Here is a 25,207-nt window from a genome sequence, read left to right as displayed (position 1 = left end):
GGGAGGTTGTCGAGCGTGCACACTGCGTCGCGGCCTCCCTCCCTGCCCGTAGGACCCAGGCAGCCCAAACTGCCTGGGTCACGAGAGGAGAACCCATGTCGCTCGACGTCTCACCGGCCCTACTCGAACAGGCCGAGCGAGGCGAGGTCGACGAAGCCGCCTTCGTCGACTGCGTCCGGACCTCCCTGCCTTACGCATGGGAGATGATCAGCTCGTTGGTGGCCCAGCTGGAGGTTGAGGGCGGAGAGTTCGCCGACAACCAGACGCCGCCGCCGGACGAGCAGGCGCGCGGGCAGCTGCTGCGCGCGCTCGCGAGTGACGCGATACGGGGTGCGCTGCAGCGGCACTTCGGGGTGCGCCTGGCGTTCCAGAACTGCCACCGTGTGGCCGTGTTCCCGCTGGATCCCTCGGTGGACGACCGGCTGGCCAAGTTCACCTCGATCCGCGGCCAGCTGCTCAACCAGTCCCCGGAACTTCGGGACTGCTAGCGGTACCGGTACTCCGCTGCCGCTCCGTGTCGCGGGAGGTGCGACTGGCACAGGAGCGGCAGCCCCAGGCCCCGTACGGGGTCACACCAGCAGGGGGAGGACCTCCGAGCCGAGGCGGCGGACGTTGTCCTCCGTGGCGGCGAGGTCACCCGACCCCTCCGTCAGCAGGGCGAAGCGGGTGATGCCCGTCCGTTCCGACGTCTGCGCCAGCCGGTCCGCCGCCAGGGCGGGGCTGCCGACGGGGTGCAGTGAGCACAGCAGTTCCGTGTACGCGTGCGGGTCCCGCATCGCGCGCTGCCGGCCGTCCACCGTCACGTGGGCGCCCAGGCCCTGGCGCAACCAGCCCGGCATCGACTTCAGCAGGGTCTCGCGCGCGTCGGCCGAGTGGTCCGCCAGCTGGCAGACCCCGGCCGACACGTGCCCGGCGGCCCGCACGGACTCCGGCGGGTGCCCGTGCGCCAGCGCGGTCCGTCGCCACAGCGCGACCTGCTCGGCCTTCTCCTCGTCCCCGCTGTGCATGCCCAGCAGCATCGGCAGCCCGCGCTCCGCGGCCAGCCGTACCGACGCCGGGGAGGTGCACGCGACGATCACTTCCGGCCCCGTCCCGTCACCGTCCAGCGCCTCGGACGGGCGCGGTACGACGGCCACCTCGCGGAAGGAGTGCCGCGGCCCGGCCGCCCCCACCCTGGGCTCCGCCAGCCAGCGCCGCAGCAGGTCGAGGTCCTCCGGGAAACCGCTCTCGTACGCCTCCAGGCCCGCTCCGAGCACCTCCAGGTCCACCCACGGCCCGCCGCGCCCCACCCCCAGGGTGAACCGGCCCCCCGAGGTGACGTGCAGCAGGGCCGCCTGCTCGCCCAGGGCCACCGGATGCGTGTTCGGCAACACGCTCACCGCCGTGCCCACCCGCAGCCGCCGGGTCCGGCCCAGCAGCAGGGCCGCCAGGGTCACCGCCGACGGGCAGACCCCGTACGGCACGAAGTGGTGCTCGGCGACCCAGACCGAGTCCAGCCCGGACTCCTCCGCCACCTCGGCGGTCCGCACCGCCCGGTGCAGTGCCTCGCCCTGTCCCTGACCAGGGAACTGGGCCGCCAGTACAAACGCTCCTACGCGCATCATCGCCCTTAGCCTCCTCGCGGCTGACGCGGCCTCCCCCAGGCGGACCGACTCGTCGACGGCATCGACGTCTGCTGGCAACAACGTCTGACACGTGCCAAAGGCACGGCCTGACAGGAAAGTTATTGAGATTGTCGGGCCAGCTCCCCGCGGAGGGCCTGCGTCCACCAGCCACCCTGCGGGTACCCCGGCTCGCTGCGCGTAGTCTGGGAGAAAGTCACTGTCGCCCGCCCCTTCGTGAGGTATACGTGTCACCGCGCCACAACCGCCCCAGGGGCGGCGAGACTCCGGACGAACGACCCGGCACCGGCCTCGACCGGTTCGGCCTGGAGCGCACCGAGGAGTACCTGGGCGAGGACTGGAAGGTCCGGCACGTGGCGGGGGCCGGTGCGGCGGGCAAGCGCTACCGCTGCCCCGGCTGCGACCAGGAGATCCCCGCGGGCACCCCGCACCTGGTGGCGTGGCCCGAGTACGGCGGCGTCGACGACCGCCGGCACTGGCACAAGGCCTGCTGGAACGCGAAGGACCGCCGCACCTCCAAGGTGCAGCGGTCCCGCAACGCTCCCCGGTACTAGAGGAAGCCCGTCACACGTCCCGGCGGCGCACCACCACGTAGGACGCGACGACCGCGCCGGCCGTCACCACCAGCAGCAGGACGAGCTGGACCACGTTGCTGGGGGCCGACCGGCCCTCCATGTCGACGCCCTGCAACCCGAAGAGCTGCACCAGTCCCACCGGGGCGTTGTAGCGGAGCACCAGCCCCCCGAGCGACGAGGTGACCGGCCAGGAGGTCAGTATCGCCCCGAGCACCGGCGGCATCGTGACCACGCCGAGCATGACCGCGATCCCGCCCGCGGAGTGCCGTACCAGCGCCCCGACCGCGAGCGCGAGGACGCCCAGCAGGGTCACGTAGAAGGAGCCGGCGACCGCGCCCGTCCAGTCGCTCAGGCCGTGCACCCCGGCGGCGGGTCCGTTGTGCAGGACCGCGGCCCACAGGCCGACGAACAGCACCGAGCCCAGGGTGACGAGGAACGCGCAGGTGCCGAAGACCAGGTACTTGGCGGTGAGCACCCGCAGCCGCTCGGGGGCGGCGGTGAAGGTGGTGCGGATGAGGCCGGTGCCGAACTCGGAGGAGATCGTCAGCACGCCCAGCACGATCACCGACACCTGGCCGGCCATCAGCCCGAACAGGGCGGGACCGGTGAAGGGGAGGTACTGGTAGTCGGCGGCCCCGGTCTGGAGCACGGCGATCATGCCGACGCCGACGACCAGCGCCACGAGGGAGCCGAGCGTCCACAGGGTGGAGCGCACGGAGGTCAGCTTCGTCCACTCCGAGGCGATGGCGTGCCCCAGGTGCGGCCGGGGCGTGGGCAGGGGCGAGCTGTACGCCCGCGGCTGCTCCGCGCTCGCCGCGGGCGGCCCGGCGGGGGTGGGGGTCATCGGTGTTCCTCGGGGGTGTTCTCGGAATCGCGGGCCAGATCGGCGGCGCTGCCCGGCATCAGGAAGGGGCGCCCGGATCCGGGGGGCGGGGGAGCGAAGAAGCTCGCCGCGGTCTCCACGGGGACGGCCGCCTCCTCCTCCCATTCCGGGACGGTCAGCGGCTCGGGCTCCCAGAGCTCGGCGCGGGGGTCCTCGGTGGAGGTGTACTCGACGGAGGACTGCGTCATCCGCATGTAGGCCTCCTCCAGCGAGGCCCGGTGCGGGGAGAGCTCCCACAGCCGTACGCCGGCCTCGTGCGCGAGGTCGCTGACGCGCGGCAGCTCCAGCCCGGTGACGCGCAGCGCCCCGTCGGGCTCCTGGAGGACCCGGCCGCCCGCCCGGGTCAGGGCGGAGGCGAGGGAGGTCCGGCCGTCGGAGCCGTCGGAGGCGGGGCCGGCGGCGGCACGCACCCGCGCGAATCCGGCCGAATTGTGCGTGATGAAGTCCTGGGTGCTCATGTCGGCCAGCAGCCGGCCCCGGCCGATCACGATCAGGTGGTCGGCGGTGAGGGCCATCTCGCTCATCAGGTGCGAGGAGACGAAGACGGTCCGGCCCTCGGAGGCCAGCTTGCGCATGAGGTTGCGGACCCAGAGGATGCCCTCGGGGTCGAGGCCGTTGACCGGCTCGTCGAAGAGCAGCACCTGCGGGTCGCCGAGCAGGGCGGCCGCGATGCCCAGGCGCTGGCCCATGCCGAGGGAGAAGCCCTTGGTGCGTTGGCGGGCGGCGTCCTGGAGGCCGACCACGCCGAGGACCTCGTCCACGCGCTTCTCGGGGATCCCGGAGAGCTGGGCGATGGACAGCAGGTGCGTGCGGGCCCGGCGGCCTCCGTGCACGGCCTTGGCGTCGAGCAGGGCGCCGACGTGCCGCTGGGCGTTCGGCAGCTCCCGGAAGGGGAGGCCGTTGATCGTGACGCGGCCGGAGGTGGGCCGGTCCAGCCCGAGGACCATGCGCATGGTGGTGGACTTGCCGGAGCCGTTGGGTCCGAGGAAGCCCGTCACGTGGCCCGGCTTGACCTGGAAGGACAGCTGGTCGACGGCGGTCTTGGCGCCGAAGCGCTTGGTCAGGCCGACTGCCTCGATCATCCTCGTGCCCCTTGCCAGCCGGGACGGCTCTCGCCCGCGTACGCCTTAAGAGGATATCGGGGCCCGTGCGGTTCCCTTCCGGGCCGGATCCCTGAGGTGCCCCTGAGATCCGACCCGGGGATGTCCCGTAGTACTCGGGGTGTCCGTCGTGGGACGGACACCCCGTGTCACGGCGTGGCGGTCAGGCGTCCCGCTTCGCGAGGGTGAGGTAGCCGGCGGCGATGGCGGCGAGCGACCACAGCGCCATGATCCCGAGCCCGCCCCAGGGTCCGTAGGGCGCGTCGGAGTCCGGCGAGGCGACGGTCTGCATGATCGCGGAGCCCGCCATGTTGGGCAGGTACGCGGCGATCTTGCGGGTGGCGTCGACCAGGCTGAGCACGATCGGCAGGATCAGGACGAAGGTGATCAGGAGCGAGATCGCGGCGGCCGAGTTCCGCAGGACCATCGAGATCCCGATGGCGAACGCGGCGAGCAGGGCCAGGTACAGGCCGACGCCGATCACGGCGCGCAGGACGTTCTCCTCGCCGAGCGCGGTCTTGTGGTCGCCGAGGAGGGCCTGGCCCAGGAAGAAGGACAGGAAGCCGGTGGCCAGGCCCACGACCAGGGCGAGGCCGGTGGCCACGGTGACCTTGCCCAGCAGCAGGGTGCCGCGCCGGGGCACGGCCGCGAGCGAGGTGCGGACCATGCCCGTCCCGTACTCGCTGCCGACGACCATCGCACCGAAGACCAGCATGGCCAGCTGGCCCAGCATCATCCCGGAGAAGCTCATCTGCGTGGCGTCGAAGGTGATCTGCGAGGCCTTCGGCATGTCCTCGAAGGTCGCGTTGACCACGGCGCACAGCCCGGCGCCCATGGCGACGGTGACCAGCAGCGTGGTGGCCAGGGTCCAGCTGGTCGAGGCGACGGTGCGGATCTTGGTCCACTCGGACCGGAGGACGGCGGAGTAGGCCACCTCACTCACCGCCCTTGCGGGTCGCCTCGAAGCCGGCGCCCCACGCGGGGCCCGCGGGCGGGGGTACGGCCGCGCCGGGCGCGTGGGCGTGGTATTCGACGGAATCCGCCGTCATGCGCATGAACGCTTCCTCGAGTGAAGCCCGTTGCGGGCTGAGTTCGTGCAGCACGATCTGGTGCTGGGCCGCGAGTTCGCCGAGCCGCTCGGCTTCGACGCCGTCGATCTCCAGGGTGCCGGTGGCGGGCACGCTCACCGCGTTGATGCCGGCCTCGTGCAGCACGTCCTTGAGGCGTTCCTGCTGCGGCGAGCGCAACCGTACGTAACTGCGGGAGTTCTGGCGGATGAAATCAGACATGGACATGTCGGCAAGGAGCTTTCCCTGTCCGATGACGATCAAATGGTCTGCGGTCAACGCCATTTCGCTCATCAAGTGGGAGGAGACGAAGATCGTTCTCCCTTCCGAGGCCAGCCCCTTCATAAGATTGCGGATCCAGAGAATTCCCTCGGGGTCCAGACCATTGACCGGTTCGTCGAACATGAGGATCTCCGGATCTCCCAGCAGGGCAGCGGCGATTCCCAGCCGCTGGCCCATTCCGAGCGAAAATCCTTTCGACTTCTTCTTGGCCACGGCCGTCAGGCCGACCAGGTCCAGCACCTCGGCCACCCGTCGCTCCGGGATCCGGTTCGACTGGGCCAGGCAGAGCAGGTTGTTGTACGCGCTGCGACCGCCGTGCATGGCTTTCGCGTCCAGCAGCGCACCGATGTGCTTCAGCGGTTCCGGCAGGTCCCGGTAGTGCTTCCCGTCGATCCGGACCGTGCCGCCCGTCGGGCGGTCGAGGTCGAGCATCATGCGCATGGTCGTGGACTTCCCCGCCCCGTTGGGGCCGAGGAAGCCGGTCACCACCCCCGGTCTGACCTGGAAGCTGAGGTTGTCCACGGCGGTCTTCGCGCCGAATCGTTTCGTAAGGCCCTCGAGCTCGATCATGCGGCCACGCTAGAACGCCCAGGGGCCGTACGCCACCTCAAAAAGGTGACATACGGCCCCTGATGTGCCGATTTCGCTACCAGCGGGTAGACGGCGGCGTACGCACGGGCGTACTAACGGCTCTGCTGCGCCGGGACGCCCCGGGTGACCGGCTCGTCGTCGATCGGGGAGCCGGCGGCGGCCACGGCCGCGCCCGTCAGCGTCGCCAGCATCTCGCGGACGTTGGTCAGCTGGGCGTTGATGGAGTCGCGGCGGTTGGTCAGCGCCGCCAGCTCGCGCTCGGACTCGCTGCGGATGCGGTCGGCCTTGGCGTTGGCGTCGGCCACGATGTCCTCGGCCTGGCGCTGCGCGGTCTCCACCGTCTGGCGGGCCCGGCGTTCGGCGTCCGTACGCAGCTTCTCGGCCTCCAGCCGCAGCTGCTCGGCCCGGTGCTCGATCTCCGCCAGCCGCTTCTCGGCCTTCTGCTGACGCGAGGCCAGGTCGCGCTCCGACTGCTCGCGGCGCTTGGCCAGGTTGGTCTCGAAGTCCGCGGCGGCCTGGGCGGCCTTGGCGCGGGTCTCCTCGAACAGGGCGTCGGCCTCCTCGCGCTTGGAGGCCGCGTCCTTCTGGGCCTCGGCGCGCAGGGCGGCCGCGTCGCCCTTGGCCTTCTCGACGATGCGGACGCCCTCGTCCTCCGCGTTCGACTTCCGGTCCGCCGCGAACGACTCGGCGTCGTTGCGCACCTGCTGGGCCGCCGACTCGGCCAGCTCACGGTGCTGCTCGGCCGCGCGACGGGCCTCCTCGCGCAGGTCCTTCGCCTCCTCCTCGGCCAGCCGCAGGATCTTCTCGACCCGGGCGCCGAGACCGGCGTACGACGGCTCGGCGTCGCTCACCTGGGCCTGGGCGTTCTGCGTTTCGAGGTGCAGCTCCTCGATCCGCTTTTCCAGAGAGTTGATACGTCCTAGGGCGCTGTCGCGGTCGGAGACCAGCTTGGTAATGCGGTCGTCCACCTGACCGCGGTCGTAACCACGCCGCACGAGCTCGAAGCCGAAGGGGGAGGAAGTGTCGCTCATGGGGTTCCTGTCGAATGAGACCGATGAGGTGCTACGTGAGGTGTTAAGGGGAATCCTAGGCGCCAGGGCGGCGTGTCATCGAGTCAATCCGGGTTTGCCCTGGACAATGACACCCCTTTTGAGTGGCAAGGCGACGGAATGATTGTCACTCCTTCGACTGAACCTCCCTCAGAAGCACACATCCTGTCTTCTGACTACCCCTCTGACACCTTGCCACCCGAACGAGTGGACCCCGCTGATGCGCCGGCCTTCACGCCCCCCGCGCCCTGGCCGCCCAATGCGGGCTTTCCGCCACCCGAAGGTGCCTCGAATGATTCCAACGCCTCAAGAACGTCCTGGACACGGGAGATCTCCGCCTGAATGTCCTCGCGCCTGCGCACCAGGACCTCCAGCTCGCGACGGCCCTCGTCGACCAGCCGCTCCGCCTCCGCCGTCGCCTCCGCGAGCACCTTCTCGGCCTGCCGCGACAGCTCCGCCTTCTTCGTCTCGGCCTCCTTCAGCAGCGCCTCGGCCTTGCGCACGGCCGCGATGCGGACCTTGCTCGCCTCGCTGCTCGCGTCCGACACCAGCTCCTTGGCCTTCGCCTCCGCCTCGGCACTCTGCTCCGTCGCCGCGCGGACCAGCTTGTCCACGCGCTCGCCGGCCGACTTCATCTGCTCCGCCGACTCCCGGCGGGCACGCTCGTGCAGCTCCTCCACCTCGGACTCGACGCGCGAACGCAGCTCCTCCGCCCGCTCCCTTATGGCGGCCGCGTCCGTACGCGCGCCGACCAGCAGCTCGTCCGCGTCCGTGCGGGCCTTCTCCACCGTGGAGTTGCCCTCCACGGTCGCCTCCGACGTGATGCGCGCGGCCTCCTTGCGGGCGGCGTCGACCATCGCGTCGGCCTGCTCCTCGGCCGCCGTCGTGGCGGCGAGGGCCTGCCGGGCCGCCTCCGAGGTCAGCTTGTCCGCCTCCGCGGCCGCCTCCGTGATGAGCCGGTCGACCTGCTCCGCGGCCTCCGTACGCCGCTTGTTGGCCTCCTCGCGGGCCTCGTCCAGCAGCCGCTCGGACTCCTCGCGCGTCGTGGTACGGGTGCGCTCAGCGTCGGCCGCCGCCTCCGCCTTCACCCGCTCCGCCTCGGACCGGGTACGGGTCGCGTGCTCCTGCGCCGAGGCCAGCGCCTCCGCCGCCTCCGCGCGCAGCCGCTCCGCCTCGGCGGCAGCCTCGCCGACCGTGCGCTCGTTGTCCTTGCGGGTCTGCTCGGTGAGCTTGTCCGCCTCGGACGCCGCCTCGGTGATGAGCCGGTCCGCCTGCTCCGCGGCCTCGGTACGCAGCCGGTTGCCCTCGGCACGCGCCTCGTCCAGGGTCTGCTCGGCGTCCCGCTCGGCGGCCTCCAGCGTCTCGTTGGCCGCGGCCGTGACGCGCTCCGCCTCCGCCGTGGCCTCGCCGATGATCCGGCCGCCCTCGGTACGGGCCTCCTCCAGCGTCCGCGCCGCCTCCGCGACGAGCCGCTCGGCCTCCGCGGCGGCCTCGGCGACCGTGCGCTCGTTGGCCGCGCGGGTCTCCTCGACGAGCCGGTCGCCCTCGGCGCGCGACTCCACCAGGATCCGCGCCGAATCGCGCTCGGCGGCGGCCAGGGTGTCGGCCGCCTGCGTCTTGAGGGCGGCGGCCCGCGCCTCGCCCTCCTCCAGGACGCGTGCCGCCTGCGCGCGCAGCCGCTCGGCCTCCGCGGCCGCCTCGGCGATCGTGCGCTCGCTGTCCTCGCGGGTCTGCTCGGTGAGCCTGTCCGCCTCGGACGCCGCCTCGGTGATGAGCCGGTCCGCCTGCTCGGCGGCCTCGGTCCGCAGCCGGTTCGCCTCGGCGCGGGCCTCGTCCAGGGTGCCCGCGGCCTCGGCGCGGGTGGCGTCCGCCGCCTCGACGGCCTCCGCGGTGAGCCGCTCGGCCTCCGCCCGGGCGTCGGCGACCGTGAGCTCGTTCGCCGCGAGGGTCTCCCCGGTGAGGCGCTCCGCCTCCGCCTCGGCCTCGGCCACGATCCGGGCGCCCTCGGCGCGCGAGGCCTCCAGGGACTCCGCAGCCTCGCCCCGGATCCGGTTCGCGTCGTCCCGGGCGTCCGCCCGGGTCCGCGCCGCGTCCCGCTCGGACGCCGCCAGGGCGTCCGTCGCCTCGGTGCGCACCCGCTGCGCGTACTCGGCCGTGTCGGCCCGCAGCTGCTCGGCCTCGGCGATCGCGTCGCCGACGGTCCGCGCCGCCAGCTCCTTCGCCGCGTCCGTCTCCACCCGGGCCTCGCTGCGCACCCGCGCGGCGTCCTCGGCCGCGCGCTCGCGCTCCGCGTGGGCGTCGGCGCGGACCCGGTCCGCCTCCTCCTCCGCCTCGGTGCGGGTACGGGCCGCCGCGTGCTCGGCCGCGCTGCGCAGCCCGCTGATCTCCTCCTCGGCCTGCTCGTGCAGCCCGGCCACGGAGTCGCGCACCTGCTGCGCGGTGGCCTCGGCCGCCGCGACCAGCTCCGCCGCGCGGCGCTCCGCCTCCTCGGTCAGGCGCGCCGCCTCGGCCTGCGCCTCCTCCGAGCGCTTGCGGGCCTGCGCCAGCAGCTCCTCGTTCTGCTCACGGGCCTGCGCCCGCTCGTTGCCCGCGTCCGTCCGGGCCGCCGACAGGGTCTCCTCGGCCTCCCGGCGGCGCCGCGCGGCCTCCTCCTGGGCGGCCGCGAGGGCCTCCGCGGCCTCCTCGGCGACCCGCTCGGCCGCCGCCTTCGCCTCGGCGCGCAGCCGGTCCGCGGTCTCCTGCGCCTCGGTGCGCACCCGCTCGGACTCGGCCTCCGCCTCGGCGCGCAGCCGTACGGAGACCAGCTCGGCCTCCGCGCGGACCCGGCCGGCGTCCTGCGCGGCCTCGGCGCGCAGCTGCTCGGACTCCGCCTCCGCCTGCGCCTGGAAGGTGCGGATCCGCTCCGCCGACTCGGCGCGCAGCCGGTCGTTCTCCTCCGTGGTCTCCTTGCGGATGTTCTCCGCCGCCAGGCGGGACTCGCGCAGCGTCTGCTCCGCCGACGCCAGCCGGGCCTCGGCGTCCGACTGCAGCCGGGCCAGCTCCGCGTCCGCCTCGGCGCGCTTGGCCGCCAGGGCCTGCTCGGTCTCCTCGCGGCGCGCCCGTACGGCGGCGTCCGTCTCGGCGGTCAGGGCCTCGGCCCGCTCCGCGGCCTCCGCGCGCAGCCGCTCGGCCTCCGCGCGGGTCCGCTCCAGGGTCTCCTCGGCCTGCCGGCGCAGGGTGGTGGCCCGCTCCACGGCCTCGGCACGGACCCGCTCGCTCTCGGCGGCCGCGCCGGAGCGCAGCTCGTCGGCGTCCGCCTTGGCCTTGCCCAGCAGCTCCTCGGCGGTCTTGGCCGCCTCCTCGATCTGCCCGACGGCCTCGCGGCGGGCCTCGCCCCGGATCCGCTCGCCCTCGGCGACGGCTTCGGCGCGCAGCTGCTCGGCCTCGCCGCGCAGCCGCCTCGCCTCCGCCTGGAGTTCGACCGTGCGGGCCCGGTACTCCTCGGTGTCGTCCTTCGCGGCGCCCTTGAGCTCGTCGGCCGTGGCCGCCGCCTGGGCGCGCAGCCGGTCCGCCTCGGCCTCCGCCTCGCGGCGGATCCGCTCGGCCTCCTCGGACGCGGCGCGGGTCGTCGCCCGGGCGTCCTCCGAGGCCTTGTTCAGTACGTCCTCGGCGGTGCGGGCCGCCTTCGCCAGCTGAGCCGCCGTGTCCTCGGCGGCGGCCGTACGGGCCTGCTCGCCGGCCTCGGTGCGCAGCCGCTCCGCCTCCGCGCGGGCGTCGGCCAGCGCGTGCTCGGCCTCGGCCTTGAGCGCCTCGGCCTCCTTCGTGGCCTCGCCGACCAGCCGGGCGACCTGCTCCTTGGCGGTGCGGGTGCGCTGGTCGTTGACGGACTCCGCCGAGGCGAGCTGCCGGGCGGCGCTCTCCTTGGCCTCCGCGAGGAGCTTCTCGGCCTCGGCCCGGGCGGCGCGCAGCGCCGTGTCGGCCTCCTGGACGCGGGCCTCGGCGACCCGGCCGAGGTCCATGGTCTGCTGCCGGGTCTGCTCGGCCTCGGCGGTGGTGGTGGAGCGCAGCCGCTCCGCGTGCTCGGTGGCTTCCTGGGCCTGCGCGGAGGCGGCGGCCAGCAGCCGCTCGGCCTCCTTGCGGGCGCGCAGCAGTGCCGACTCGGCCTCGGCGCGCGCGGCCTCGGCGTCGGCGGCGAGCCGGCGGCGGGCCTCCTCGGCGGTCCGGGCGGCCTCGGCGCGGGCGGCGTTCAGCGCCTGCTCGGCCTCGGCGCGGGACTCCTCCATGAGCCGACGGGCCTGGGCCTCGGTCCGGGCGCGCAGCTGCTCGGCCCAGGCGACGTTCTCGTTGACGTGCGCCTCGACGGTCTGGCGGCGCTCGTTGAGCTCCTGGTCCAGACGCTGGCGCCGGTTGACGGCCTCGGCGTGCAGCTCGGCCTGCAGGCGCGCCTGGTGCTCGGCGTGCTCCTGGAGGATCCGCTGGGTCTGCGCCCGGGCGTCGCGCAGCTCGCGCTCGGCGTCGGAGCGCATCTGGTCGGCCTGAACCTGGGCGTTGCGCAGCAGCTGCTCCGCCTGGTACCCCATGTCCGCGCCGTCGTAGGCAGGACGGGACGCGAGCGCGCGCCGCACCTCATGCAGCTTGGCGCGCAGCACCTCGACCTGGTACCCGAGGTCCTCGGCGTGCTGGACGGCCTTCCCGCGCTCCTTCTTCAGCCGCTCCATCTCGGCTTCGAAGCGCGTGAGATGGTCGGCTTCGGCCTGATGGCTCTCCTGGCTTTCGTAGCCCCGCACAGCGCGGTCCCATCCGTCCCCTGGTCGCAAGCTCACTCCCAAATGAGCATCGCTCGCCCGCTGAACGACGCCCCCGGGGGAATGGTGTCAGATGTCGGGGCAGGGCTCTCGGCCCCGACCCCGTTCCGCACCGAACCCCGGCCGAGCCATGGCCACTCTACCGGCCGGGGAATGGGGACATCAGTGCTCAGGGTTGGAGGTGACCAGTTCGGTGAGGACTCCGTGGCAGTCCTTGGGGTGGAGGAAGGTGATCCGGGAGCCCATGGAGCCGGTGCGGGGCTCGTCGTACAGGACGCGGACGCCCTTGCCGCGGATGGCCTGCGCCTCGCCGTCGACGTCGGCGGTGCCGAAGGCGATGTGGTGCACGCCCTCGCCGTTCTTGGCCAGCCACTTGGCCACCGTGGAGTCCTCGCGGGTGGGCTCCAGGAGCTGGAGGTAGGAGGCCCCGCCGTCGGAGGTCTCGTTGATCTTGAGCATGGCCTCGCGGACGCCCTGCTCCTCGTTGACCTCGGTGTGGAACACCTCGAACCCGTACGTGGCACGGTAGAACTCGACGGTCTTGTCCAGGTCGAAGCAGGCGATCCCGATGTGGTCGATTCTTGTCAGCATGGGACCAGTGCACCGCCGAAGAGGGGCGTCACGCAACGTGCCAGCGATCACACCGACTGCCCGGTGACTGCGCGGGTACCGCTCAGTACATTCGGGTAAACCCTCGTTCACTCCTCATCCTCAAGGGGCTGTGCCTCATGTCCGGAACGAACAACACCACCTCAGTGATCGTCGCCGGGGCCCGCACGCCCATGGGGCGGCTGCTCGGCTCGCTGAAGTCCTTCTCGGGCGCCGACCTCGGCGGCTTCGCCATCAAGTCCGCGGTGGAGCGGGCCGGGATCTCCGGCGACCAGGTCCAGTACGTGATCATGGGCCAGGTGCTCCAGGCCGGCGCGGGCCAGATCCCCGCCCGCCAGGCGGCCGTGAAGGCGGGCATCCCCATGAACGTGCCCGCGCTCACCGTCAACAAGGTGTGCCTGTCGGGTCTGGACGCCATCGCGCTGGCCGACCAGCTCATCCGCGCCGGGGAGTTCGACATCGTGGTCGCGGGCGGCCAGGAGTCGATGACCAACGCCCCGCACCTGCTGCCCAAGTCCCGCGAGGGCTACAAGTACGGCGCCATCGAGATGCTCGACGCGATGGCCTACGACGGCCTGACCGACGCCTTCGAGGGCATCGCGATGGGCGAGTCCACCGAGAAGCACAACACCCGCCTGGGCATCGAGCGCGCCCCGCAGGACGAGTTCGCCGCCGCCTCCCACCAGCGGGCCGCGGCCGCGCAGAAGAACGGGGTGTTCGAGGCCGAGATCACCCCGGTCGAGATCCCGCAGCGCAAGGGCGACCCGGTCATCTTCGCCGCCGACGAGGGCATCCGCCCCGAGACCACGGTGGAGTCGCTGGGCAAGCTGCGCCCGGCGTTCGCCAAGGACGGCACCATCACCGCCGGCACCTCCTCGCAGATCTCCGACGGCGCCGCCGCGGTGGTCGTGATGAGCAAGGCGAAGGCCGAGGAGCTGGGCCTGGAGTGGCTGGCCGAGATCGGTGCCCACGGGAACGTGGCCGGCCCCGACAACTCCCTCCAGTCGCAGCCGTCGAACGCGATCCTGCACGCCCTGAAGAAGCAGGGCAAGGAGGTCTCCGACCTGGACCTCATCGAGATCAACGAGGCCTTCGCGGCGGTGGCCGTGCAGTCAATGAAGGACCTCGGCGTGACCCCGGAAAAGGTGAACGTCAACGGCGGCGCCATTGCCCTGGGCCACCCGATCGGCATGTCCGGTGCCCGCGTGGTGCTGCACCTGGCGCTGGAGCTCAAGCGCCGCGGCGGCGGCCTGGGCGCGGCGGCCCTGTGCGGCGGCGGCGGCCAGGGCGACGCCCTCCTGCTCAGCGTCCCGAAGGCGTAGGGGCGAGCGCATGGCGACGGTGGACGTCCCCACGCTGGTGGCGCAGGCCCGGGAGGGCCGGCCGCGGGCCGTGGCCCGGCTGATCTCACTGGTCGAGGGGGCGTCCCCGCAACTGCGCGAGGTGATGGCCGCCCTGGCACCGCTGACGGGCGGCGCGTACGTGGTCGGGCTGACCGGCTCCCCGGGGGTCGGCAAGTCGACCTCTACGTCGGCGCTGGTCTCGGCGTACCGCGCGGCGGGCAAGCGGGTCGGCGTGCTCGCGGTCGACCCGTCCTCGCCCTTCTCGGGCGGGGCCCTGCTCGGCGACCGGGTCCGGATGTCGGACCACGCGTCCGACCCCGGGGTCTACATCCGCTCCATGGCCACCCGCGGGCACCTGGGCGGGCTCGCCTGGGCGGCTCCGCAGGCGATCCGGGTGCTGGACGCGGCCGGCTGCGACGTGATCCTCGTCGAGACGGTCGGCGTCGGGCAGTCCGAGGTGGAGATCGCCTCGCAGGCCGACACCTCGGTGGTGCTGCTCGCTCCGGGCATGGGCGACGGGATCCAGGCCGCGAAGGCGGGGATCCTGGAGATCGGCGACGTGTACGTGGTGAACAAGGCCGACCGGGACGGCGCGGACGCGACCGCCCGGGAGCTGAACCACATGCTGGGCCTGGGCGAGACCCGGGGGCCCGGCGACTGGCGGCCGCCGATCGTCAAGACGGTGGCGGCCAAGGGCCAGGGCATCGACGAGCTGGTCGAGGCGCTGGAGAAGCATCGGGCGTGGATGGACGAGCGCGGGGTGCTGGCCGAGCGCCGGGCCGCGCGGGCGGCCCGTGAGGTGGAGACCATCGCGATCACCGCGCTGCGGGGGCGCCTGGCCGACCTGCGCGGGGACGCGCACCTGGACGCGCTGGCGGCCCGGGTGGCGGCCGGCGAGCTGGACCCGTACGCGGCCGCGGACGCGCTGCTGGACAGCCTGACCGAGGCCTGAGGGGTGCGGAACGCGTGAGAGGGCGGGGAGCCTCGGCTCCCCGCCCTCTCACGCGCGTGCGGCGCGCGCTCAGATCTTGCCGCGGGTGCCGCGCAGGTGCTCCGCGACCGGGCGCAGCGACTCGCGCAGCGCCTGGAGGGCCTCCGGGGGCAGCAGGTCGATGAAGTGCTCGCGGACGGACGCCACGTGGTGCGGGGCGACCTTGCGCATGGTCTCCATGCCCTCGTCCGTGAGGACCGCGTACAGGCCGCGGCGGTCGGACTCGCAGTTCACCCGGCGGACCAGGCCCGCGGTCTCCATGCGGGTGATCTGGTGGGAGAGCCGGCTCTTGGACTGGAGCGTGGCGGTGGCCAGGTCGCTCATGCGCATCCGCAGGCCTTCCGACTCCGAGAGGTTCACCAGGATCTCGTAGTCGTTGTTGGTGAGTCCGAAGGGCTGGAGATCCTTTTCCAGCTGGTGCATCAGCAGTCTGCTGACGTCCAGGTGGGTGCGCCAGGCGCACTGTTCCGCATCGGTGAGCCAGCGGGTGGCCGTGTCGGTCTCCATCGTCTCCATGAAAGAACTCTACCTAAGAAGTTGAATTACGTACAAAAATAGGAAGATCGGATTCGGGCAGTGCGGCCCGCGGACCTCACAGCCCGAGACGCCGCTGGAGATCACCCAGCTGCCCCGGCATCCGGGGCACGCCCAGCTGCCCCAGCGGCCCCTGGCCGGCCCCCGGAACGCCCTGGGCGTTGCCCGTGGCGGCCCCGGCACCCACCGCACCCACCGACTGCTCGGCCATCAGCAGCTCGGTCGACTGCAACAGGACCGTACCCGCGCCGACGAACTCGAACTGGTGCTCCTCGCCGGAGGTGCCGCCGATGCCGGTCAGCGAGCGCAGGCCGCCCATCACGCCCGACATGTATCCGTGGTCGTAGTGGTGGCAGGGGGAGGAGCAGTCCGCCCAGCCCACCAGCGCCTGCGGGTCGACACGCAGCGGCGGCTCCATGAAGACCACCGGTCCGTTGGACGCCGCGACGAACTTCCCGGTTCCGATCAGCGTCAGGAAACCCGGGACGATCGACTGCTTCAGCGCCAGCGAGGGCTGGTACGCCAGCAGGTTCCCCGACCGGATGGTCAGGTTGCCGTCGTCCAGGTCGTACGAGTTCACGTCGAAGGCCCGGTCGGCCAGCAGCATCTTGCCCTGCCCCTCGGCCACCACCCAGTCGCTCGCGTGCAGCGGCGAGTGGAAGCTGGTGCGCAGCAGCCGGTCGAAGCGGCCGTTGCCGATGCCGTTGAACTCGATCCGCCCGTAGTAGGCGATCATCTTGCCCTTCTGCAGGAACCACTGGCTCCCCTTGAGCTCCACGCAGAAGGTGTACGCGTTCACGTTGTCGTCGGAGGGCAGGCTGTGCGGGTCGAACACGGTCGGACCGCCGGGTCCCGGGTTCACGGGGCCAAAGTTCACAGCTTCTCCTCCGAGGCCTGTACGTAGACCGCGCCCTGGCCGGACAGCTCCAGCTGGAACGCCTCTCCCGAGCCGCGCCCCACCATGTCCCGCCAGCCGAGCGCGGTGGAGAGCTTGTTGCGGACGTCCCCGTGGTGGGCCACGTACGCCTGCGGGTCGACGTGGACCGGCCGGTTCGGGGTGATGGGGAGCTCGATCACTCCGCCGTGGGCCATCACGGCGACCGCGCCGTGGCCCTTGAGGGTGGTGGTGAACAGGCCCTGGCCGGTCACCTGGCCGCGCACCATGCCCATGACCCCGCCCTGCGAGCCCATGAACATCGTGCCCTGCTGGAGGGTGCCGTCGAAGGCGAGCAGCCGGTCGGCCTCGACGTACAGGGTCTCGCCCTGGAGGTTGACCACCTGGATGTGGTGGCCGCCGTGGCCGAACATCACCGTGCCGCTGCCCTCGACCGTCATCAGCGGGGTCTGCTCGTTCGCCACCCGGCGCCCGATCATGCCCATGACGCCGCCCTGGCCGCCGGTGACGCTCGGGGTGAAGGAGACCTCGCCCCGGTAGGCGAGCATCGCCCCGCGCTGGCTGTACATCCTCTGCCCGGGGATCACCTGGGCCTCGACCATCTTCGAGTTGACCTCGCGGAACGGCATCAGACGTCCCCCCCGATCGTGTTGCGCTCGCTCGGCTGGACGTACACCAGGCCCTCGCCCTCGAAGCGGATCTGGAACGCCTCGCCCGAGCCCTCGCCGATCAGGGTGCGGAAGGTGACCCCCGACTGGAAGGACTGCTGGAGGTTGCCGGTGTGCGCGATGTACGCGCCCGGGTCGACCGACAGCGGGTACTGGGCGCTGACGCGCAGCACCACCGCCGGCCCGTCGGACATGATCGCCGCCTGGCCGGAGCCCTCCACGGTCGTGGTGAAGAGCCCGTTGCCCGTGGTCGCGCCGCGCAGACCGGTGAAGGTCGTACCCGTACGCAGGCCCGCGTCGGTGCACAGCAGGTTGCTCGACTCGACGTAGAGCTTCTCGCCGCGCAGGTTCACGAGGTTGATCTCGCTCGCCCGGTCGGCGAAGTAGCAGGTGCCGTGCCCCTGGACCTCCATCACGGTCATCTGTTCGCCGGTCAGCCGGCGGGTCACCATTCCGCGGAGGCCTTCGCCGCCGCCGGTCATCTTCTTGAAGGCCATCTGGCCGTCGTACGCGACCATGGCGCCGTTCTTCGCTTTCACGGCGTCACCGGTCAGGTCGACGGCGAGCACCTTGCTGCCTTGGAGTCTGAACTGAGCCACGGGGACGAAGGTATCGGCAGGGAGGCGCACCGAACAGGGGCCGGTGGGCCGATATCCGCCACAATCGCCGGGCTTCGGGGCATCCGGGGCCCCGCGGGAAGATCGCGGAGGGCGGCTGAGACACTGGGACGGACCCCAGGTACCCGGCCCGAAGGCTCCACGTGGACATCAAGACCGCTTCCGCCCTGCACCGGCTGCGCCTCATCTCCGTTCCGGAGGCGCTGTCGTTCCCGGCCCTGCTGATCTTCGGCTCGGTGCTGAGCCGGGTATCGGACATCGACTACCTCATGATGCCGCTGGGGATCCTGCACGGGATCCTGTTCGTCATCTACGCGGTCTTCCTGCTGGACGTGTGGAACAAGGCGAAGTGGCCGGTCAAGAAGGTCGCCCTGTTCTTCGTCCTCGCGCTGCTGCCCTTCGGCGGCCTGTACGGCGACAAGCTGCTCAAGCGCGACGAGGCCGACAGCGTCATCGCCGCCCGCGCGCGCCAGGTGGCGGACGCGTGATCGTCGCGTTCTCGGTGACCCCGCTGGGGGTCGGCGAAGAGGTCGGCGAGTACGTGGCCGACGCGGTCCGCGTCGTGCGCGAGTCCGGGCTGCCGAACCGCACCGACGCCATGTTCACCACCGTCGAGGGCGAGTGGGACCAGGTCATGGACGTGGTGCGGCGCGCCGTGGCCGCCGTCGAGGAGCGGGCGCCCAGGGTCTCCTTCATCCTCAAGGCCGACATCCGGCCCGGCGTCACCGACGGCATCACCTCGAAGGTCGAGACGGTGGAACGGCACCTCGCCGAAGGCTGAGCCGCGGGCCCGCCCGCACCGACCGTTTCCCCAAAGCGCCCCCCGCCCGCCCGGCGGGGGGCGCTTTCGCATGCCCGGACCCCTACCGGATGTGGCGGGCCTCACACTCGAGGGCTCGCCCAAGCAGTTGAGCGACCGCTCAAAACCCCCTACCTTCCCTTTTGAGCGACCGCTCAAAAAGCAGGTTGGGGGAGACCGGCATGGCCCTGTACGTCGAGACGGTGATCCGCACCGGGATGGACGAGCTCTGGGAGCGCAGCCAGGACCCGGCGCAACACCAGCGGTGGGACCTCAGGTTCACCTCCATCGACTACCTCCCGCGCGCCGAGGGCGAGCCCCGGCGCTTCCGCTACGCGACCCGCGTCCTGCCCTTCCTCTCCGTCTCCGGCACCGGGATCTCCGCCGGCGAACGCCACCGCCCCGACGGCACCCGTGTCTCGGCCCTGCGCTTCGCCTCGGAGCATCCGCTCTCCCTGCTCGCCGTGGGCAGCGGCTACTGGCGCTACGTCCCCGGCCCCGACGGGATCCGCTTCCTCACCGGCTACGACTACCGGCCGCGCTGGGGCCGCTTCGGCGCCCTCGCCGACCGGCTGGTCTTCCGCCCCCTCATGGGCTGGGGCACCGCCTGGTCCTTCGACCGCCTGCGGCTGTGGTGCGAACGCGGCACCCCGCCCGGCCGCGCGCTCGCCCGGGCCCTCGCCGAGACCGCCCTGCGGGCCCTGCTCTGCGCGGCCGTCCTCGCCTACGCCCCGCTCGCCGCCGCCCTGCCCGTCCTCGCCGCCGTACTGCTGCTGCCGCCGCTGCCCGGCACCCCGGCCGCCCGCCGCTGCCTGCGCACGCCGCCCGGCCGCACCACCGCAACCGCCCCCCGCCTGCTGACCACCCTGGAGCCGTCGTGACCTCCATCTTCCGGGCCCACATGGGTGCCGGCTTCGACCGTCTGCACCCGCAGATCCAACGCCGCTTCTCCGTCGGCCTGGACAGCGGCGAGGGCTGCGTCGGGCGGGGCACCATGGAGCGGATCTGGCACGGCCGCAGCTTCGTGAAGCCCTTCCTCCGGCTCGGCGGGACCCGCAACATCCTGGTCCCGCGCGAAGGACGCAACGTCCCCTTCGTCATCGAGAACCTCCCCTACACCGACTCCTTCGGACGGGAGACCGTCACCTTCGTCCGCACCTTCCACCTCCCGGACGGGCCGCGCCGCTTCGACGCCACGATGGTCCACAGCCCGGAACGCGACTGCGTCCTCGACTACCTGGGCACCCACCAGCACCTCGCCAGCGACCTCCACATGAGCGCCGAACCCGACGGCTCGCTGCTCATCCGCTCCGGCGAGCACCGCTTCCGCGAGGGCCCCGTCGACGTCCGCGTGCCCGAGCTGATCGGCGGCGACGCAGAGGTGCGCGAGTCCTTCGACGACGCCACCGGCCGGTTCCGGATCCGGGTACGGGTCGTCAACCGCCGCTTCGGCCCGCTCTTCGGGTACGAGGGCTCCTTCACCGCCGAGTACGTCGACGCCCGCGCGTACGGGGTCCGCGGCGACCTGCGGCCCGTCCGCGAGGAGGTCCGGGCGTGAGCGCGAGCAGTGCGGCCACGAAGGAGAAGCTCCTCGAAGGCGCCCTGCGCACCCTCGTCGAACAGGGCATCGCCAAGGCCTCGGCCCGGACCATCGCGGCCACCGCCGACGTGGGACAGGGCCTGATCTTCTACCACTTCGGCTCCGTGGACGAGCTGCTCGCCGCCGCCTGCCGGTACGGGGCCGCACAGCGGGTCGACCGCCACCGCGACCGGCTCGCCGCACTGGGCAGCCTGCCCGAGCTGCTGGAGTTCGCCCGCGAGATGCACGCCGAGGAGCGGGCCGCCGGGTACGTCGCCATGCTCGGGCAGCTCCTCGCCGCCGGACAGAACTCGCCCTCCCTGGCGGCGGCGACCGCGGCCGGGCTGGGGCTGTGGATCGAGGAGCTCGAGGCGGTGCTGGGCCGCCTGCTGGCGGCGACCCCGCTGGCGGACTTCGCCGACCCGGCGGGGCTGGCCCGGGCCACGGCCGCGTCGTTCGTCGGCATCGAGCTGTACGAGGGGGTGGACCCGGAGGGCGCCGGCCGGGCGCTGGACGCCCTGGAGCAACTGGCCGCGCTGGCCGCCGTCCTGGAGGGCCTCGGCCCACTCACGCAGCGTGCCGTCCGCCACGGCCTCCGGCGGGGGACCCGGGGCTGACCGCCGGGCGGGGGCCGGGCGGGGTGCCAGGGGCGGGATCCCCTCGGGCGGTCTCAGAGAAGCGTGGGGGCTTCCCGTCAGTCCCATCGTCCTTCCGGCTCGTGCCGGCCTGTCAAGGGCGCTCCTTCGTCGCGTCGCTACGCGATGTCGCTTCGCTCCACCCTTGACAGACCGACCCGAACCGGAAAGTCGAAAGACTGCCGGGAAACCCCCAAAGAAACGGCACGGTCCAGAGGAGCAGGGACGGGTCCCCTCAGCGACGAGACGAGGGGCCTGGGGCCGGCCCTCCGAGCATCCGGGCCCCCAGATCCATGATTCCGGGCCAGGGGCGCGACTACCCGCACGGGAGCTTGATCAGAGCGACCTCCGGAGCCTCCAGGCGCGACAGATCGCTACGCGCTCCTCGAATCTCAGCGTCCGACGGCCGTCCTGGGCTGATACCCGCACGAGAAGACGATCAGAGCAGCCCAGGAGGCGCGCAGGCGCGGTAGATCGCTACGCGCTTCTCCCGGCTTGGCGTCGGACGGCCGTCTGGGGCCGGGATGGGGTCAAGAGAGGGGCGGATCAAGGCCTTCGAGGGGCGAATCGGCCCTCCCGCAGCGCCGTTGGCGGCTTGTCGGAGTCTGCGGGTGACTTCTTCACCCGCAGACTCCGACAGGCAACCATTCGATCCCACCCCAGCCCTCTATACAGGGGCAAAAGGGGCGCTTGAGTCTTCCGTGTGGCCTACGACCGGCCCAAGACGGCGGCTGGCCGCCGAGCCGGGAGAAGCGCGTAGCGATCTACCGCGCCTGGGGGCCTCCTGGGCCGCCCTGTTCGCCTTTGGGTGCGGGTATCAGCCCCGGACGGCCGCCGGCCGCCAAGCCGGGGGGAGCGCGTAGCGATCTACCGCGCCTGGACACCTCCCGGGCCGCCCCATTCGCCTCTTTGGTGCGGGTATCAGCCACGGACGGCCGCCGGCCGCCAAGCCGGGAGGAGCGCGTAGCGATCTGACGCGCTTGTCGGCTTCCCCCGGGGGCTCTGATCAACCTCTCGTGCGGGTAGTCGCGCCCCTGGCCCGGAACCATGGATCTGGGGGCCCGGATGCCCGGCGGGCCGACGCCCGGCCCCTCGACTGATCCCTGAGGGACCCGTCCCTTGCCCTTGGACCGTGCCGTTTCTTTGGGGGTTTCCCGGCAGTCTTTCGGCTTTCCGGGGCGGGTCGGCCTGTCAAGGGTGGCCGAAGGCCATCGCGTAGCGACGCGACGAAGGAGCGCCCTTGACAGGCCGGCACGACACGGAAGGACGATGGGACTGACGGGAAGCCCCCAGACTTCTCTGAGACGGGGCGAGGGGATACCGCTCCCTGGCGCACCGCCCCGCAGACAGGGAGGCGGGTGGGCAACCACCGCCCGACCCCACGGGGTCGAGGGGGAGATAGAGGGCTCGGACCGCGAGGCAACGGAGGGCTCAGTCGGCGCCCCCCGAGGCCAGGGCGATGCCCAGCGGGGTGCGTTCGTAGAGGACCTGGTGGCCCTGGCGGAAGGGGAGGAGGAGTCCCGCCGCCCGCAGGGCCTTCAGGTGCGCCGACACCGTCGAGGGCGCCAGGCCCAGCCGGTGCGCGAGCGCCGTGGTCGAGGCGGGCTCGTGCAGTGCGCACAGCACCTCCGCCCGGCCCCGCCCCAGCAGCCCCGCCAGGGCACTCGGGGCCGGGCCGGCCGCGGCGGTCCACAGCGCGCCGATGCCCCGCGCCGGGTACACCAGCGTCGGCTGCCACGGCGGGTCGTAGCCGCCGACCACCTCCGGCCAGACGAACGCGCTCGGCATCAGGAGCAGCCCCTGCCCGCCGAGTTCGCGGTGGTGGTGCGCGGGGCGCTCGACGCTCAGGGTCTGGCCCGGCCCGTGCCACCGCAGGTCCGGGTGGAGCCCGTCGAACAGCGCCTCCAGCCCGCCCGCCGCCAGCCGGCGCGAGTGGAACAGCACATCGGCCTCCAGCAGGGCACGCAGCCGGGGCCAGTGCGGGGCGATCAGCGCCTCCCAGGCCCGCTCGTACAGATCGGCCAGCTCCTCGACCGCCCGCGCGGGATCCGCCAGCATCCGCCGCCCGATCTCGCTGTCCACCGCCCCCGGCGTGCACACCAGCGCCCGCCGCAGGTCCTCGCGCGCGGCCTCCGGATCACCGGCCGCCGCCCGCACCCGGGCCAGCTCCTCCGCGAAGGTGACGGACGGTCCGGCGGGCGGCGGGCTCAGCAGGTCCGGGTTGTGCCCCTTCCTCGGCATCAGCAGCCACAGCGGACGCAGGTCCAGGCCGGCCGCGGCGGAGCGGATCCGGCTCAGCCAGGGCAGGTGGTACGCCTGCCGGTACGGCCGCGCCAGGACCCGTACGGCCTCCTGCGTCTCCCAGCGGGGCGAGATCGCGAACCGGCACCGCAGCAGGTCGGCCGCCCCGAAGCGGAACTGGTACGCCATGCGCTGTCACCTCCCGGCGGACTACCGACCCGGCCGCGGCCCGGCCGCGCCCGGCCGCGCCCGGCCGCGCCCGGCCGCGCCCGGCCGCAGGCAGGCTGCGAGCCAGCCGCGGGCCGACTGCGGATCCGACTGCGGATCCGACCGCGGATCCCACCGCGGGGTCCAGCCGCGCCCGCCCGCGGATTCGTCCAGGGACGAATCCCTCGGCCCGTCAGGCTAGCCCCGGAAACCTACGCAGCATGCCAACCGACACCCCGCCCGACGCCCAGGCCGACACCCCACCCCCCACCCCCACCCCCACCCACGCCCCGCCCGACACCCCGCCCGACGCCCCACCTCCCACCCCCACCCACGACCCGACCGGCTACCGCCCCCTGTTCCGCGTCCGCGAGTTCCGCGCCGTCTTCGCCGCGCACCTGCTGTCCCTGCTCGGTGTCGTGGTCGCCGAGATCTCCCTCACCGTCCTCGTCTACCGCGCCACCGGCTCGCCCCTGATGAGCGCGCTCACCTTCGCCCTCGGCTTCCTGCCGTACGCCCTCGGCGGCATCCTGCTCGCCCCGCTCGCCGACCGGTACCCCGCCCGGCGGGTGCTCGTCGGGTGCGACCTGCTGTGCGCCACCTGCGCGGCCGGCATGGTCTGGCCGGGGACGCCGGTCGCGGGGATCCTCGTACTGCGCTGCGCCATGGCCTTCGTGGCCCCCCTCTTCCAGGGCGCCCGCAGCGCCTCCCTCGCCGACCTCCTCGGGACCGGGGAGGCCTTCGTGCTCGGCCGCTCGCTGCTGCGGATGGTCGCGCAGAGCGCCCAGCTCGCCGGGTTCGGCCTCGGCGGCCTGCTGCTGGCCGCCGTCTCCCCGCGCGCGGCCATCGGGCTGACCACCGCCGGGTTCCTGGCCTCCGCCCTGCTGCTGCGCCTGGGGACCCGGGCCCGCCCCGCCCGCGCCACCACCGGCCCCACCCCCACCACCGGCCCCACCCCCATCACCCCCATCACCCCCACCCCCGCGCCCGCGTCCCCGCTCGGCGGGCTGCGGGCCGTCCTCGGCGGGCGCCGGCTGCGGGCGCTCACCCTGCTGTGCTGGCTGCCGCCCGCCTTCGCCGTCGTGCCCGAGGCGCTGCTCGCCCCGTACACCGAAGACGTGGGCGCCGGGACCGTCACCCTGGGGGTGCTGATGTGCGCGCTGCCGGTCGGCACCGTCGCGGGTGAACTCTGGGCGGGGTCGGCGCTCACCGCCCGAACGCGTACGCGGATCACGGCGCCGCTGGCCGCCGCCTCCCCGCTCCCGCTCCTGCTGTTCGCCGCCCGCCCCGGCCCGGCCGTGGTCCTGGCGGCGCTGCTGCTCGCCGGGCTGGCGCACGCCTACACCCTCGGGCTGGACCGGATGTACGTGGACGCCGTCCCCGACGAGCTGCGCGGACGGGCGATGACCTTGCTGAGCACCGGCCTGATGACCCTCCAGGGCGTCGGGATGGCCCTCGCCGGTGCCGCCGCCGAGTTCCTCCCGGCACACGTCGTGGTCGCCGGTTCGGGTGCGCTCGGCAGCGGGGTGGTCGTACTGCTCCTGGCCGAGGTGCGGCGGTCGAGGAATGAGACGGGGCTCGCGGTGAAATGACCGCCCGGTAGGGTCTGGTGGATGCCCAAGCCGCTCAGCCTCCCCTTCGACCCCATCGCCCGAGCCGACGAGCTCTGGCGTCAGCGCTGGGGTCCCGTGCCGTCCATGGCGGCGATCACCTCCATCATGCGCGCGCACCAGATCCTGCTGGCCGAGGTCGACGCGGTGGTGAAGCCGTACGGGCTGACCTTCGCCCGGTACGAGGCGCTCGTGCTGCTCACCTTCTCCCAGGCGGGCGAGCTGCCGATGTCGAAGATCGGCGAGCGCCTGATGGTCCACCCGACCTCGGTGACGAACACCGTGGACCGGCTCGTGAGGTCCGGCCTGGTCGACAAGCGGCCCAACCCGCAGGACGGCCGCGGCACGCTCGCGTCGATCACGGCGAAGGGCCGCGAGGTGGTCGAGGCGGCGACGAAGGACCTGATGGCGATCGACTTCGGCCTCGGGGTGTACGACTCGGAGGAGTGCGCGGAGATCTTCGCGCTGCTGCGCCCGCTGCGGGTGGCCGCCGCGGACTTCGAGGAGAAGTAGCTCACACACCCGC

The 25,207-nt window shown here is 72.9% G+C and carries 24 protein-coding genes; 11 read left to right on the top strand and 13 right to left on the bottom strand.

The annotated features are described in order from the left end of the window. Positions 1–95: 95 nt before the first annotated feature. The gene (locus ABD973_RS09435) at positions 96–488 is read left to right on the top strand and encodes an SCO5389 family protein (RefSeq protein WP_125594540.1); all 393 of its coding nucleotides are present in this window, start codon (positions 96–98) and stop codon (positions 486–488) included. Positions 489–569: 81 nt separating this feature from the next. Here ABD973_RS09435 and ABD973_RS09430 read toward each other — a convergent pair whose 3' ends face one another. After that, entirely contained in the window at positions 570–1,601 is a 1,032-nt protein-coding gene (locus tag ABD973_RS09430; RefSeq protein WP_125594556.1) for an LLM class flavin-dependent oxidoreductase, read from the bottom strand. 248 nt (positions 1,602–1,849) lie between these two features. On the opposite strand from ABD973_RS09430, the gene ABD973_RS09425 reads away from it, so the two are divergent. Beyond that, positions 1,850–2,176, top strand: a complete 327-nt coding sequence (locus ABD973_RS09425; RefSeq protein ID WP_125822525.1) for an ATP/GTP-binding protein — start codon at positions 1,850–1,852, stop codon at positions 2,174–2,176. 10 nt (positions 2,177–2,186) lie between these two features. Here ABD973_RS09425 and ABD973_RS09420 read toward each other — a convergent pair whose 3' ends face one another. The 7 genes from ABD973_RS09420 to mce all read right to left on the bottom strand — a co-directional run bounded on the left by ABD973_RS09420 (position 2,187) and on the right by mce (position 12,544). Then, the gene (locus ABD973_RS09420) at positions 2,187–3,041 is read right to left on the bottom strand and encodes an ABC transporter permease (protein ID WP_125594542.1); all 855 of its coding nucleotides are present in this window, start codon (positions 3,039–3,041) and stop codon (positions 2,187–2,189) included. Then, entirely contained in the window at positions 3,038–4,162 is a 1,125-nt protein-coding gene (locus tag ABD973_RS09415; RefSeq protein ID WP_125822526.1) for an ABC transporter ATP-binding protein, read from the bottom strand. The genes ABD973_RS09420 and ABD973_RS09415 overlap by 4 nt, the downstream gene beginning before the upstream one ends. Positions 4,163–4,343: 181 nt before the next feature. After that, a complete protein-coding gene (locus ABD973_RS09410) occupies positions 4,344–5,123 on the bottom strand; it encodes an ABC transporter permease (RefSeq protein WP_185899211.1) in 780 nt (259 codons plus the stop codon). Next, positions 5,116–6,099 (bottom strand): ABC transporter ATP-binding protein, encoded by a 984-nt coding sequence (locus ABD973_RS09405; protein ID WP_125594544.1) that lies wholly within the window; start codon positions 6,097–6,099, stop codon positions 5,116–5,118. The genes ABD973_RS09410 and ABD973_RS09405 overlap by 8 nt, the downstream gene beginning before the upstream one ends. A 113-nt stretch (positions 6,100–6,212) precedes the next feature. Beyond that, positions 6,213–7,151: a coiled-coil domain-containing protein gene (locus ABD973_RS09400; protein WP_007266614.1), complete on the bottom strand. Its 939-nt coding sequence runs from the start codon at positions 7,149–7,151 to the stop codon at positions 6,213–6,215. Between the two features lie 194 nt (positions 7,152–7,345). Beyond that, positions 7,346–11,935, bottom strand: coding sequence for a polarized growth protein Scy (scy, locus tag ABD973_RS09395; protein WP_345499765.1), 4,590 nt, complete (start codon positions 11,933–11,935; stop codon positions 7,346–7,348). Positions 11,936–12,115: 180 nt separating this feature from the next. Continuing rightward, positions 12,116–12,544, bottom strand: coding sequence for a methylmalonyl-CoA epimerase (gene mce, locus ABD973_RS09390; RefSeq protein WP_125594545.1), 429 nt, complete (start codon positions 12,542–12,544; stop codon positions 12,116–12,118). Between the two features lie 137 nt (positions 12,545–12,681). Between mce and ABD973_RS09385 the strand changes: the two genes are divergently transcribed. Beyond that, positions 12,682–13,884, top strand: coding sequence for an acetyl-CoA C-acetyltransferase (locus ABD973_RS09385; protein WP_125594546.1), 1,203 nt, complete (start codon positions 12,682–12,684; stop codon positions 13,882–13,884). Positions 13,885–13,894: 10 nt separating this feature from the next. After that, complete coding sequence (gene meaB / locus ABD973_RS09380) at positions 13,895–14,857, top strand: methylmalonyl Co-A mutase-associated GTPase MeaB (RefSeq protein WP_125594547.1); 963 nt, start codon at positions 13,895–13,897, stop codon at positions 14,855–14,857. 69 nt (positions 14,858–14,926) lie between these two features. On the opposite strand, the gene ABD973_RS09375 is transcribed toward meaB, so the two are convergent. The 4 genes from ABD973_RS09375 to ABD973_RS09360 all read right to left on the bottom strand — a co-directional run bounded on the left by ABD973_RS09375 (position 14,927) and on the right by ABD973_RS09360 (position 17,592). Continuing rightward, positions 14,927–15,403, bottom strand: a complete 477-nt coding sequence (locus ABD973_RS09375; protein WP_125594559.1) for a MarR family winged helix-turn-helix transcriptional regulator — start codon at positions 15,401–15,403, stop codon at positions 14,927–14,929. A gap of 85 nt (positions 15,404–15,488) precedes the next feature. Further along, positions 15,489–16,307, bottom strand: a complete 819-nt coding sequence (locus ABD973_RS09370; RefSeq protein ID WP_345499760.1) for an AIM24 family protein — start codon at positions 16,305–16,307, stop codon at positions 15,489–15,491. Then, positions 16,304–16,954 (bottom strand): AIM24 family protein, encoded by a 651-nt coding sequence (locus ABD973_RS09365; RefSeq protein WP_125594548.1) that lies wholly within the window; start codon positions 16,952–16,954, stop codon positions 16,304–16,306. The genes ABD973_RS09370 and ABD973_RS09365 overlap by 4 nt, the downstream gene beginning before the upstream one ends. After that, positions 16,954–17,592 carry an AIM24 family protein gene (locus ABD973_RS09360; RefSeq protein ID WP_125594549.1) on the bottom strand — a complete coding sequence of 213 codons (639 nt, stop codon included), beginning with the start codon at positions 17,590–17,592 and terminating at the stop codon, positions 16,954–16,956. Before ABD973_RS09360 ends, ABD973_RS09365 begins: the two co-directional genes overlap by 1 nt. A gap of 161 nt (positions 17,593–17,753) precedes the next feature. On the opposite strand from ABD973_RS09360, the gene ABD973_RS09355 reads away from it, so the two are divergent. The 5 genes from ABD973_RS09355 (at position 17,754) to ABD973_RS09335 (ending at position 20,605) form a co-directional block, all read left to right on the top strand. After that, positions 17,754–18,098 carry a DUF3817 domain-containing protein gene (locus tag ABD973_RS09355; RefSeq protein ID WP_125594550.1) on the top strand — a complete coding sequence of 115 codons (345 nt, stop codon included), beginning with the start codon at positions 17,754–17,756 and terminating at the stop codon, positions 18,096–18,098. Further along, entirely contained in the window at positions 18,095–18,391 is a 297-nt protein-coding gene (locus tag ABD973_RS09350; RefSeq protein ID WP_345499757.1) for an MTH1187 family thiamine-binding protein, read from the top strand. The genes ABD973_RS09355 and ABD973_RS09350 overlap by 4 nt, the downstream gene beginning before the upstream one ends. 200 nt (positions 18,392–18,591) lie before the next feature. Beyond that, positions 18,592–19,290, top strand: coding sequence for a hypothetical protein (locus tag ABD973_RS09345; protein WP_345499755.1), 699 nt, complete (start codon positions 18,592–18,594; stop codon positions 19,288–19,290). Then, positions 19,287–19,967: a DUF4166 domain-containing protein gene (locus ABD973_RS09340; RefSeq protein ID WP_386382356.1), complete on the top strand. Its 681-nt coding sequence runs from the start codon at positions 19,287–19,289 to the stop codon at positions 19,965–19,967. Before ABD973_RS09345 ends, ABD973_RS09340 begins: the two co-directional genes overlap by 4 nt. Continuing rightward, positions 19,964–20,605 carry a TetR/AcrR family transcriptional regulator gene (locus tag ABD973_RS09335; protein ID WP_345499753.1) on the top strand — a complete coding sequence of 214 codons (642 nt, stop codon included), beginning with the start codon at positions 19,964–19,966 and terminating at the stop codon, positions 20,603–20,605. Before ABD973_RS09340 ends, ABD973_RS09335 begins: the two co-directional genes overlap by 4 nt. A 1,449-nt stretch (positions 20,606–22,054) precedes the next feature. Here ABD973_RS09335 and ABD973_RS09330 read toward each other — a convergent pair. Further along, positions 22,055–23,053 (bottom strand): ArsR/SmtB family transcription factor, encoded by a 999-nt coding sequence (locus tag ABD973_RS09330; RefSeq protein WP_125822531.1) that lies wholly within the window; start codon positions 23,051–23,053, stop codon positions 22,055–22,057. A gap of 239 nt (positions 23,054–23,292) precedes the next feature. Here ABD973_RS09330 and ABD973_RS09325 point away from each other — a divergent pair, with 239 nt between their 5' ends. Both ABD973_RS09325 and ABD973_RS09320 read left to right on the top strand, forming a co-directional pair. Continuing rightward, complete coding sequence (locus ABD973_RS09325; protein ID WP_125822532.1) at positions 23,293–24,663, top strand: MFS transporter; 1,371 nt, start codon at positions 23,293–23,295, stop codon at positions 24,661–24,663. 21 nt (positions 24,664–24,684) lie between these two features. Then, positions 24,685–25,194 (top strand): MarR family winged helix-turn-helix transcriptional regulator, encoded by a 510-nt coding sequence (locus ABD973_RS09320; RefSeq protein WP_125605988.1) that lies wholly within the window; start codon positions 24,685–24,687, stop codon positions 25,192–25,194. Positions 25,195–25,207: the final 13 nt, after the last annotated feature.

The sequence above is a fragment of the Streptomyces racemochromogenes genome (assembly GCF_039535215.1).
GTDB classification, from domain to species: domain Bacteria; phylum Actinomycetota; class Actinomycetes; order Streptomycetales; family Streptomycetaceae; genus Streptomyces; species Streptomyces racemochromogenes.
The sequence above is the reverse complement of the archived record's forward strand: the minus strand, read 5'-3'. Positions and strand labels throughout refer to the sequence as shown.